The sequence below is a fragment of the Bacillus sp. T-10(2022) genome (assembly GCF_056502895.1).
Genome location: NZ_CP113518.1, coordinates 4,085,071 through 4,097,272, shown reverse-complemented (window position 1 = coordinate 4,097,272; position 12,202 = coordinate 4,085,071). Strand labels below are relative to the sequence as shown.

General features: G+C 43.8%; 10 protein-coding genes and 1 other annotated feature. Of the genes, 8 read left to right on the top strand and 2 right to left on the bottom strand.

The features are described 5' to 3' along the window. Window positions 1-43 precede the first annotated feature (43 nt). Window positions 44-427 carry a general stress protein gene (locus OSJ91_RS20030; protein ID WP_485890293.1) on the top strand — a complete coding sequence of 128 codons (384 nt, stop codon included), beginning with the start codon at window positions 44-46 and terminating at the stop codon, window positions 425-427. A 16-nt stretch (window positions 428-443) separates the two neighbouring features. Here the strand turns inward: OSJ91_RS20030 and sspI are convergent, their stop codons facing one another. Further along, complete coding sequence (gene sspI / locus OSJ91_RS20025) at window positions 444-653, bottom strand: small acid-soluble spore protein SspI (RefSeq protein WP_076364828.1); 210 nt, start codon at window positions 651-653, stop codon at window positions 444-446. 122 nt (window positions 654-775) lie between these two features. Here sspI and OSJ91_RS20020 point away from each other — a divergent pair, with 122 nt between their 5' ends. The 3 genes from OSJ91_RS20020 (at window position 776) to pheT (ending at window position 5,362) form a co-directional block, all read left to right on the top strand. Continuing rightward, window positions 776-1,534 carry a TrmH family RNA methyltransferase gene (locus OSJ91_RS20020; protein ID WP_350299661.1) on the top strand — a complete coding sequence of 253 codons (759 nt, stop codon included), beginning with the start codon at window positions 776-778 and terminating at the stop codon, window positions 1,532-1,534. Between the two features lie 44 nt (window positions 1,535-1,578). Further along, window positions 1,579-1,820: a binding site (T-box leader), on the top strand. Between the two features lie 58 nt (window positions 1,821-1,878). Then, complete coding sequence (gene pheS, locus OSJ91_RS20015) at window positions 1,879-2,919, top strand: phenylalanine--tRNA ligase subunit alpha (protein ID WP_098370018.1); 1,041 nt, start codon at window positions 1,879-1,881, stop codon at window positions 2,917-2,919. Window positions 2,920-2,947: 28 nt separating this feature from the next. Then, window positions 2,948-5,362: a phenylalanine--tRNA ligase subunit beta gene (gene pheT / locus OSJ91_RS20010; protein WP_413019196.1), complete on the top strand. Its 2,415-nt coding sequence runs from the start codon at window positions 2,948-2,950 to the stop codon at window positions 5,360-5,362. A 571-nt stretch (window positions 5,363-5,933) separates the two neighbouring features. Here pheT and rnhC read toward each other — a convergent pair. Next, window positions 5,934-6,893, bottom strand: coding sequence for a ribonuclease HIII (gene rnhC / locus OSJ91_RS20005; RefSeq protein ID WP_485890292.1), 960 nt, complete (start codon window positions 6,891-6,893; stop codon window positions 5,934-5,936). Window positions 6,894-7,066: 173 nt separating this feature from the next. Between rnhC and zapA the strand changes: the two genes are divergently transcribed. The 4 genes from zapA to OSJ91_RS19985 all read left to right on the top strand — a co-directional run bounded on the left by zapA (window position 7,067) and on the right by OSJ91_RS19985 (window position 12,196). After that, window positions 7,067-7,327: a cell division protein ZapA gene (gene zapA / locus OSJ91_RS20000; protein WP_048678967.1), complete on the top strand. Its 261-nt coding sequence runs from the start codon at window positions 7,067-7,069 to the stop codon at window positions 7,325-7,327. A 4-nt stretch (window positions 7,328-7,331) separates the two neighbouring features. Beyond that, window positions 7,332-7,877: a CvpA family protein gene (locus tag OSJ91_RS19995; protein ID WP_485890291.1), complete on the top strand. Its 546-nt coding sequence runs from the start codon at window positions 7,332-7,334 to the stop codon at window positions 7,875-7,877. Between the two features lie 210 nt (window positions 7,878-8,087). Next, window positions 8,088-9,806 carry a DNA polymerase/3'-5' exonuclease PolX gene (polX, locus tag OSJ91_RS19990; protein ID WP_350299658.1) on the top strand — a complete coding sequence of 573 codons (1,719 nt, stop codon included), beginning with the start codon at window positions 8,088-8,090 and terminating at the stop codon, window positions 9,804-9,806. 35 nt (window positions 9,807-9,841) lie between these two features. Then, window positions 9,842-12,196, top strand: a complete 2,355-nt coding sequence (locus OSJ91_RS19985) for an endonuclease MutS2 (RefSeq protein ID WP_350299657.1) — start codon at window positions 9,842-9,844, stop codon at window positions 12,194-12,196. Window positions 12,197-12,202 lie beyond the last annotated feature (6 nt).

The following is a 12,202-nucleotide window of genomic DNA, read 5'->3' as shown; positions in this document are numbered from 1 at the left end:
AAGGAATTTTATTTTAAGTAAAGTAACAAGGAGGGGGAGAAACATGGAAAAAAACGTATATGGTGTTTTTGACTCTAATCCGGAACTACTTGCTGCAATTTCAGACTTAAAAGCAAAAGGCGTATCTGGCACCCAAATGACAGTGGCAGCTGATATAAAAAATCATGTGCAGCTTGGAAATGAACATACGGATATACTGATCATCGCCAATCAGGATAAGGAGGACACTCTTTTCTTAAAAATCTTCCACTACTTCACAGATGAAGGATCTGGAGATTTACGCAGCTTTTTCACGAAATATGGCTACTCTTATGATGAGACAAAAGCGATGCTTGAAGAAGTGAGCTCTAAAAAATTCATCTTGCTGCTTGATGAAGAAGTCTCCGTCGAAGAACTTAAGGCTGGCGAAGCGAAATTAAAAAAATAACAGCCTCTGAAGGCTGTTATTTTTTTAATCCTGATTCAAGGGCAGTAATCATTTCCTGTTTTTCCTGCTCGGATGAATTTTGCCAGATGACCTCGAATAATACTCCCAATCCAGGAAGCATTTTTTCTTCGCCATTTTGTATGGCATCGACAATCGTGTCTTCCAGCTGCTCTTGCGAATTTCCTGATACATTTTGGATGATCGCATTACGTAAGTTTAAATTCATAATTACTCCTCCTCTAACACATAATGACTGACATTACTAGCATTTCACAAACTCGCATGCAATATGTATGTGAATTGCGTTATAATAGGAAAATCAGTGTGAAGTTAAAGGAGCGTTTACCCTTGAAATATATAGAATCCGTAAAAAACCCGCAAGTTAAGCAATGGAAAAAACTTTTGACCAAAAAAGAACGCGATAAAACAGGTAAATATTTAATCGAGGGTTTTCACCTAGTTGAAGAAGCCTTAAAAGAAGAAATCGTCTTGGAAGTGATCATAAATGAAGAAACTGAAATGCCTGCCCATTTTAAGGTGGAAGGCACAGAACTCATTTATGTGAAAAATGATATTATGAAGGCGATATGCGATACCGAAGCCCCGCAGGGAATTGCCGCGGTTTGTGAGCAGAAATCAACGAGCATGGCGTCCATCAATCCGGATAAGCTATTGTTGATCGATGCCGTTCAAGATCCGGGTAATATTGGAACGATGATCAGGACAGCGGATGCAGCTGGAATCGATGCAGTCATACTTGGCGAAGGGTGTGCTGATTTGTATAATCCTAAAGTGGTCCGTTCGACGCAAGGAAGCCTCTTTCATATGCCTGTCATTAAAGGGAACCTTTCCGAAATCATCGATGAGCTGAAGCAAAGCGGCACACCAGTTTATGGCACGGCATTAGAAGGCGCATCGCCATTTGAGGAAGTGGAAAAGTCTTCCCGGTTTGCCCTGCTGGTCGGTAATGAAGGCCAAGGAGTATCGAAGGAATTACTGGAGAAAACGACTAAAAACCTCTATATTCCCATCTACGGAAAAAGCGAATCATTGAATGTGGGTATCGCTGCCGGGATTTTAATGTACCATTTACGAAAATCGATTTGAAACGGCCGAAGAATTATAATATAATAAAACAGAATTTTATAATGAAAACAACGATGACAAAGAGTAGTAGCTTTAGTTAAACATATCCAGGGAGAAAATGCCTTGACTGAAAGCATTTTTATGGCATTGCTTAAGTGAATTCACCTTTCGAGTTGGCATTGGGAAGACAGATTGTCCGAAAAATGTTCCGGTGAAGAGCCGTTATTTTTAATGAAGTGAGTGCAGAAGCTTTTTTGTTTGTGCACTAATAAGGGTGGTACCGCGATACATAAACCTCGTCCCTTTAGGGATCGGGGTTTTTTTGTGTTCATTTTTACAAAAGGAAAATAAAGGAGGAAGACATGATGCAGGAACGTTTACTAGAACTGCAGGAAGAAGCGTTGCAAAAAGTTGCCGCCGCTTCCGAATTAAAAGAACTGAATGAAGTCCGTGTTGCTTATTTAGGGAAAAAAGGGCCAATCACTGAGGTATTGCGCGGCATGGGTAAATTATCTGCCGAAGAACGCCCGAAAATCGGGGCACTAGCCAATGATGTACGGGAAGCGATCGCAACAAAGATCGAGGAGAAACAAAAAGCGCTTGAAACTGCGGCAGTCAATGCCAAGCTAGCAACTGAAACGATTGACGTCACACTTCCAGGACGTCCGGTAAACAAGGGGAATCTACACCCATTAACACGTGTCGTGGAAGAAATCGAAGACTTATTCATCGGGATGGGTTATACCGTTGCGGAAGGTCCTGAAGTCGAAAGCGACTACTACAACTTCGAGGCACTTAACTTGCCAAAAAGCCATCCGGCACGTGATATGCAGGATTCCTTCTACATCACGGATGAAATCCTTATGCGTACGCACACTTCACCTGTTCAAGCCAGAACGATGGAAAAACATAAAGGTCAAGGTCCTGTTAAAATCATTTGCCCAGGAAAAGTTTATCGCCGTGATAACGATGATGCGACACACTCCCACCAATTCCAGCAAATTGAAGGGTTGGTCATCGATGAGAACATCAGCATGAGCGACCTGAAAGGAACGTTAGACGTATTTGCGAAAAAAGTATTCGGGCAAGACCGTGAAATCCGTCTTCGTCCAAGTTTCTTCCCATTTACGGAGCCTTCCGTCGAAGTGGATATTTCTTGTAAAATCTGCGGCGGTAAAGGCTGCAGTGTATGTAAACAAACAGGCTGGATCGAAGTGCTTGGCGGCGGGATCGTTCATCCGAACGTCCTTGAAATGGCTGGCTTCGATTCCAAGAAATACTCTGGATTCGCATTTGGAATCGGCGTGGAACGGATTGCCATGTTGAAGTACGGTGTGGACGATATCCGTCATTTCTATACGAATGATGTTCGATTCTTAAAACAATTCAACCATCACGAAGCATAAATTTTTATTTTAAAAAGGAGGACCTACCATGTTTGTTTCATATAAATGGTTACAAGATTATGTTGACCTTTCAGGCATCAATGCGACGGAGCTAGCTGACAAAATCACGAAAAGCGGCATTGAAGTTGAAGGGGTGGAAAAGAAAAGTGAAGGGCTAAAAGGGGTCGTCATCGGGCATGTCATAGAACGTGAACAACATCCAAATGCGGATAAATTGAATAAATGCCAAGTTGATATCGGGGCCGAAAATCCCGTTCAGATCATCTGTGGAGCACCGAATGTAGATAAAGGCCAAAAAGTCGCAGTCGCTACTGTTGGCGCAGTCCTTCCAGGTAATTTCAAAATCAAGAAAGCGAAACTTCGCGGAGAGGAATCGCACGGGATGATTTGCTCGCTTCAAGAATTGGGCTTCGAATCCAAGCTTGTTTCCAAGGATTATGCGACAGGTATCTTCGTCTTCCCTAATGATGTGGAAGTAGGGAAAGATGCATTGGAGGAACTTGGTTTAAGTGATGAAGTGCTGGAACTTGGGCTGACTCCAAACCGCTCCGACGCATTGAGCATGCTTGGTGTTGCATACGAAGTGGGAGCCATTCTAGGCCGGGAAGTGAAATGGCCGGTAGTCGAGAAAGAAGAGGCTGCTGAAAAAGCAACTGATTATATCAGTGTCAAAGTGGAAGCGAAAGAAGATAACCCGATATACATTGCTAAAATCATCAAAGATGTTAAGATTGGACCCTCACCGCTTTGGATGCAAACTAGGTTGATGTCTGCAGGTATCCGACCTCATAATAATGTGGTGGATATCACGAACTACATTTTACTTGAATACGGCCAACCTCTCCATGCCTTTGATTATGACCGCTTTGGTTCAAAGGAAATCGTCATCCGCAGAGCAAATGATGCTGAAAAAATCGTAACATTGGATGAAGCGGAACGCACTTTGACACCTGACCATTTAGTGATCACAAATGGCAGCGAGCCTGTTGCGATTGCTGGTGTGATGGGCGGAGCGGATTCCGAAGTGAAAAATGATACGACGAACATCATTATTGAAAGTGCATATTTTGCAGGTACAGTAGTTCGCAAAGCTTCAAAGGACCATGGATTACGTAGTGAAGCCAGTGCCCGCTTTGAAAAAGGCGTCGACCCGGCCCGTGTTCGTGAAGCTGGAGAACGTGCAGCACAATTGATTGCACAATATGCAGGCGGAACAGTCTTACAAGGAGCAGCAGAAGTTGACGAATTGACAATGGAACCTGCGGTCATTAACATCACTCTTGAAAAAATCAACACCCTTCTTGGCACAAGCATGACCGTATCAGTTGTGGAGTCAATCTTCAAACGTCTGCAATTCGGAGTGGAACTTGACAATGAAACATTCACGATCACAGTGCCGACGCGCCGTGGCGATATTACGATTGAAGCTGATTTAGTCGAAGAGGCTGCACGTTTATATGGATATGATAACATTCCCGCTACACTGCCAATCGGTTCTGCTACCCCAGGCCAATTGACTGACTATCAAATTAAACGGCGGAAGGCACGCCGTACACTTGAAGGCGCAGGCCTTTATCAAGCGGTGACCTATTCACTGACAAGCCAGGAAAAAGCGTCACAATTCGCATTGGAAGCAAGAGAATCCATACGATTAGCAATGCCAATGAGTGAAGAACGGAGCCAGCTGCGTTTAAGCATTGTGCCTCAATTGCTGGAAGTCGTGAAATATAACAATGCTCGCCAAATTGATTCACTGGCACTGTATGAAATCGGTTCGGTATTCTTTAAGCGTGACGAACAAGAACTGCCTGAAGAAAAAGAACATATTGCTGGAGCAATCACAGGCCTATGGGAGTCACATTTATGGCAAGGTGAAAAGAAACCAGTGGATTTCTTTGTAGCCAAAGGCGTGATCGAAGCATTATTCGACACACTTGGATTAGCTGATCAAATCAGTTATCGCCAAGCGGAAATCAACGACATGCATCCAGGACGGACAGCGGAAATACTATTGAATGGTGAAGTGATTGGCTTTATCGGCCAAGTGCACCCAACTGTCCAAAAAGACTTGGATATTAAAGAAACATACATTTTCGAACTTTCCTTAAAAGCATTGGCAGAAGCCGAAGTCGCGCCGATTTCGTACCAAACCATTCCGCGCTATCCATCAACCACACGCGATATAGCGCTTGTTGTGGATCAAGCTACGAAAGCCGGGGACATTCAGGATATTATTGAAGAAGCTGGTGGCAAACTGCTGAAAGAAGTAAGCATCTTCGACTTATACGAAGGTGAAAGAATGGAGGAAGGCAAGAAATCCATTGCCTACTCACTGAAATACTTCGACCCGGAACGTACACTGACGGACGAGGACATTACAAAAGCACATGATAAAGTGCTTGAAGCCGTTAAAGAAAAAGCCGGCGCAGAGCTAAGAGGATAAAACTAAAAAGACAGCTCCCTGAATCTTGGGGAGCTGTCTTTTTGGATTTCACTAGTAAACGGTGCAAACTCACGAGTAAAAGGTGCAAACTCACGAGTAAAAGGTGCAAACTCACGAGTAAATGGTGCAAACTCACGAGTAAATGGTGCAAACTCACGAGTAAATGGTGCAAACTCACGAGTAAACGGCGAAACTCACGAGTAAATGGTGCACTCACGAGTAAATGGCGTAAACTCACGAGTAAATGTTACGAATACACGAGTAAACCGCGAGAATTCACGAGTAAATAGCGTGAATTCACGAGTAAATAGCGCAAACTCACAAGTAATTGGCGAAACTCACGAGTTAATGTCACGAATTCACGAGTAAACCGCGAGAATTCACGAGTAAATAGCGCAAACTCACGAGTAAACGGTGCAAACTCACGAGAAAACGGTGCAAACTCACGAGTAAATAGCGTGAACTCACGAGTAAATGGCGTAAACTCACGAGTAAATGTCACGAATACACGAGTAAACCGCGCAACCTCACGAGAAAAAGGCGGCTTTTCCAAAAGATCAGCCGCTTTCTTCTATTTATGATATTTCTGTTGATATAATCGCTTCGCTTTTTCTGTGTTGGCAAAATGGGTTTTCGTGAATTCGTGTAATGAATCGATTCCTTTTTCGTGAATCAATCTTGCGGCCGCTTCATCGACTGCAAATCCGGCTCCTTTAGGGATTTTGAATCCGGCTTTTTCACTCAGCAAGTCAAAGCGTTTGACGAAAGCATATCGGGCCAGGATGGATGCGGCTGCTACTCCAAGGTGTATGCCTTCCGCTTTTGTGCATAGATAGGTGGCATTAGCTTGAAATAGTTCTTGCCCTTTAAGGTAATTGAAAAATACCTCTGGTTGAGCAAATTGATCAATAAGGACCGCTTCCGGTTGTTCCGGATAGATTTTTTGCATGAGATTCTTGATTGCTTGGTTATGGAGGAGTGCCTTCATTTTTCCTTGTGACATTCCCTTTGCCTGGAGCGCATTATATTTCGGGTTGTCGCATGTGAGCAGGCTGAATGGCACTACATCCTTAATCTGTTTGGCAATTTCGATGATCTGTGGATCTTTGAGATTTTTAGAATCCTGGACACCAAGCTCCTTTAATAGGGCTAGTTGCTCCTTTTTTGCATATACGGCTACGACGGTGATCGGGCCGAAATAGTCTCCTGTTCCGACCTCATCGGATCCAATCACAGACATGGTCCCGATATTTGAAGGCGGCGAATATCGATGGACATTGACTGATGCAGGGGATGCCGTTTTTTTCTTTGGAGCAGCAGCAGTGGTGCCATTTTGCCATTTTACCGCTTCTAGTTCGGCATTTTTCCCCTGAAAAAGCACCTTTCCAGATTTATACGCGGTCACCGTACATAGCGGCGGTTTGGCGGAAAAGATGCTCCCGGGCGGCAGCTTGGCGGCCAAGGATGAAGAATAGTGGGACTTCATCGCCTTTATTTGTTCAGGACTGATAAGTAAAACAACATGGGACATAATGGGTAAGCTCCTTACTTCATTTTGTTTATTAGGTAATCCTCTTCCTAAAATTCGTTTTCGTTTGACAAATTATTGAAATTTTTATGCGAGAAATGACGATGTACTCTCTTTCATGACGAAAAACTTCGTGATATGATAGAATTAGGATTGTTTAGATTGGGGGCATCATTTTGTCAGACGATAAACGAAATAAAACAACAGTTGATATATACGGACAACCATATACAATCGTCGGCACAGAAAGCGCAAGTCATATGCGCCTGGTCGCTTCGATGGTTGACGAAAAAATGAGAGAGATCAGGATGAAAAATCCATACTTGGATACAAGTAAGCTAGCGGTGCTAACGGCCGTGAATACCATCCACGAATATATTAAATTAAAAGATGAACTAGACCAGCTTCAACTGGAATTAAAGAGAGAGAAGGACTGAGTACATGCTTGATTTAGCAATTCTGGCCATTCTTTTAATCGGTTTATTAATCGGTTTAAAGCGTGGCTTCATTTTACAAACGGTTCATATGACAGGGTTCATAGTAGCCTTCATCGTCGCCTATGTATTTTACGGAGATCTTGCTCCCAATTTGAAATTGTGGATTCCGTTCCCAACGATGGGTGATTCCTCAACCCTTAATATGTTTTTCGATACAGTCGGGCTTGATACGGCATATTACAATGCAATTGCCTTTGCAATCATTTTCTTTGCTGCCAAGATTCTTTGGCAAATGATAGGATCGATGCTCAACTTCATTACCCATCTTCCGATATTAAAGCAGCTGAATCGCTGGGGTGGAGGGATATTGGGCTTTCTCGAAGTCTATCTTATCATGTTTATTATATTATATATAGCTGCCATGCTGCCAATGGAATCCATCCAGAAACCATTAACGGGCTCATTTCTGGCAGAATCGATCGTGAAACATACGCCGTTCCTTTCCGAGCAAGTGAAGGAACTTTGGTTTCATGATCTAAAACAATCTTAATGTCAGTATAAGTGGGCCTGCCTCCCTTTCTCAAAGTTCTGGATTCCTATACTTTGAAAGGGGGAGGCCCCTTTTTATGTAGCAGCATGTAACTTCCCCCTATTTGATTAGGAAGTTAAGAATCGGACTGCTTGTACTTTACCTCCAAGAAAGGTATCTTTAAGAAAGTGAATATGGGACACCCTACTAATTTTTTCGGCGGTGAATTAAATGACAATTAATAAAAAAGATATCATTAAACTATTAGAAAAAATTGCAATATATATGGAACTAAAAGGAGAGAACCCGTTCAAGGTTTCAGCTTTCCGAAAGGCAGCAGGCGCCTTGGAAACGGATGACCGGAGCCTGTCGGAGATCGAGGATTTTACGGCTTTGAATGGGATTGGGAAAGGAACGGCATCGGTCATCGAAGAGTATATAAATGAGGGGAAATCGACTGTACTTGAAGAGCTTCAGGAGCAGGTGCCAAAAGGATTGATTCCGCTTCTGCAACTTCAAGGTTTGGGCGGGAAGAAAATTGCCAAGCTTCATAAAGAGCTGCATGTCAATGATGTGAATGATCTTAAAATCGCCTGTGAAGAAGGCAGGGTCGCGGCGCTTGCCGGTTTCGGCAAAAAAACGGAAGAGAAAATCCTGTCTGCAATTGCCGAGGCGGGTTCAAGGCCCGATCGACTGCCCCTAGCCTTCATGAGGCCGATTGCGGCTGATATTGAAACGGCCCTTGCTAACATGGATTACATCATCCGATCTTCCAGGGCCGGAAGCATCCGGCGTATGAGGGAAACGATCAAGGACCTCGATTTCATCATTTCGACAGATCATCCCGAAGAGGTTAAGAATCAATTGCTTGCAATAAAAGGGATAAAACAGGTGATTGCGGCCGGTGATACAAAAGTATCGGTAGTGCTTGATTATGAATATGACATTTCTGTCGATTTCCGAATCGTTAAGGATAAGGAATTCATCACGACACTCCATCATTTTACAGGTTCGAAGGATCACAATGTGCGGATGCGCCAGCTTGCTAAAGATCGTGGAGAGAAAATCAGCGAATATGGGGTGGAAGTGACTGAAACCGGTGATGTATTGACGTTTGAGACGGAAGAACAATTTTATAATCATTTTGGCCTTCCTTTCATTCCGCCAGAAATACGTGAAGACGGAACGGAAGTGGAGCATTATGATGCTAATGAACCTCTCATATCTTTAGAGGCCATTAAAGGTGATCTGCATATGCATACCACATGGAGTGATGGGGCTCATACAATTGAAGAAATGATTGAAGCATGCCGTGCAAAAGGGTATCGATATATGGCCATCACCGATCATTCGCAATATCTGAAAGTGGCGAACGGCTTGACCGCTGAACGTTTACGTGAACAAAAACGGATCATCCATGAACTTAATGAAAAATACACTGACTTTACCGTTCTTTCCGGGATAGAGATGGATATACTTCCTGATGGGACACTTGATTATGACGATGAGCTGCTTGCAGAGGTGGATTTGGTGATCGCATCGATTCACTCAAGCTTTTCACAGCCTCGGGAAACGATCATGGAGCGCTTAAAAACGGCTCTGAATAATCCGCATGTAGATATCATCGCCCACCCAACGGGAAGGATCATCGGCAGACGCACCGGATATGATGTGGATATAGAAATGCTGATCGAACTGGCCCGTGAAACGAATACTGCCTTGGAATTGAATGCGAATCCGAACCGATTGGATTTGGCACCTCCGCATCTGCGCAAGGCTCAGGAAGCAGGCGTTCCGATCGTTATCAATACGGATGCCCACAGCATCGACATGCTTGAACATATGCCTGTTGGGGTCGCATCAGCCAAAAAGGGCTGGATTAAAGAATCCACGGTTCTTAATGCAAGGGATACGGATGGCTTATTGGCGTTTTTAAAGAGAAATGATTAACTATTTGCCCATAAATAAGGAGGAGCTTTAACTCCATGCATAATAAAGCTTTAAAGACATTGGAATTTCATAAAATAAAAGAACAATTAATCTCACACGCATCCTCATCCATAGGAAAGGAAAAGGCAGAGCAATTGATGCCTTCCACGGATTTTGAAGAAGTTTCGAGGTGGCAGGAAGAAACAGATGAGGCTGCCAAAATCGTAAGGTTGAAAGGTAACTTGCCATTGGGCGGGATTTTCGATATCCGTCCACATGCAAAAAGGGCACAGATTGGCGGTATGCTCTCACCGATGGAACTGATGGAACTTGCGAGTACGATTCGTGCCGGCAGGATCCTAAGCCGTTTCTTCGAAGAACTCGCAGAGCAGGAAATTGATGTTCCGCTTTTAGCCGAATATATCGATTCCCTTCATCCATTGATTGATTTGCAGCAGGAAATTACGTATGCAGTAAGCGAACATGGCGAAGTGATGGATTCTGCCAGCGACAAGCTTCGTACCCTAAGAAACCAAATTCGGACGAACGAAAGTCGTGTCAGGGAAAAACTGGAAAGTATGATCCGTTCTTCCAATGCATCAACAATGTTATCCGATGCCATCATCACCATCCGGAATGACCGATTCGTCATCCCGGTAAAACAGGAATACCGCAGTGTGTATGGCGGGATCATTCATGATCAATCATCATCTGGGCAGACGTTGTTCATTGAACCGCAAGCAATTGTTCAGCTGAATAATGTCCTGCAGGAAACCCGAGTGAAGGAAACGCAGGAAATAGAACGGATATTGGTCGAACTATCGGAAAAAGTCGGTGCGTTCACCCCTGAATTGCTTCATAATGTCAAAGTACTAGCACAAATCGATTTCCTTGTCGCCAAGGCAAAGTATGCAAAAGCGATAAAAGGATCCAAGCCGATTCTGAATAATGAGGGGCGCGTAAAGTTATTCAAAGCGAAACACCCGCTCATTCCGAATGATGTTGTCGTGGCCAATGATATTTTTCTTGGTGATGAATTTACGACAATCGTCATCACCGGTCCGAATACAGGTGGTAAGACGGTTACCCTGAAAACGATTGGCCTCTGTACGTTAATGGCCCAGTCCGGTCTGCAGATCCCTGCGCTGGATGGTTCCGAAACGGCTGTGTTTTCCTCTGTTTATGCCGATATTGGCGATGAACAGTCGATTGAACAAAGCTTAAGTACTTTCTCTTCGCATATGGTCAATATTGTCGATATCCTTAAGCATGTCGATTATGACAGCCTTGTTTTATTCGATGAGCTTGGAGCGGGAACTGACCCACAGGAAGGCGCAGCTTTGGCCATTTCCATTTTGGATGAAGTGTATAAGCGCGGAGCACGTGTGATTGCAACGACACATTACCCGGAATTAAAAGCGTATGGATATGATCGGGAAGGCGTCATTAATGCAAGCGTCGAATTTAATGTGGAAACCTTGAGTCCCACCTATAAACTTTTGATCGGTGTACCAGGGCGGAGTAATGCGTTTGAAATTTCCAAGCGCCTTGGTTTAGAAGAAAACGTGATAAGCAATGCCCGCAGCCATATTGGTGAGGATACGAATAAAGTTGAAAATATGATAGCGTCCCTTGAAGACAGCCGCAAGAAGGCCGAAGAAGAGGAACTGGAAGCCAAGAATCACCTGAAACAGGCGGAAATTCTTCATAAAGACCTTCAAAAGCAAATTGATGAGTACCATCAAGAACGGGATGCGATGGTTGAAAAGGCAGCCAAAGAGGCAGCGGCAATCGTTGAAAATGCACAAAGGGAAGCGGAAGCAATCATTGCCGACTTACGTAAACTGCGACTTGAAAAGCATGCCGATGTTAAAGAGCATGAACTGATCGATGCCAAAAAACGCCTTGAAGAAGCAGCGCCTAAAGTGAAAAAAACAACAAATAAAGCTGCGAGGCCGCTGGATAAAAGCTTGAAACCTGGAGATGAAGTTAAGGTAGTAAGCTTTGGTCAAAAAGGTCACTTGATTGAGAAGGTCTCAAATAATGAATGGCAGGTTCAGATCGGCATCATGAAGATGAAGGTGAAGGAGTCTGACCTGGAATTCATCAAGAGCACAAAAGTAAAAGAAACAAAGCCGCTTACCACGATCAAAGGCCGCGATTATCACGTTAGCGTGGAACTTGACCTCCGTGGAGAACGCTATGAAAATGCAATTTCAAGAGTGGAAAAGTACATTGATGATGCTCTTTTGGCCGGTTATTCGAGTGTTTCCATCATTCATGGTAAAGGAACGGGAGCTCTTCGATCCGGGGTCCAGGAATACTTGAAAAATCACCGCTCTGTCAAAAGGATTCGTTTCGGCGAAGCCGGTGAAGGCGGAACAGGTGTTACGGTGGTGGAATTTAAATAAAGGAAA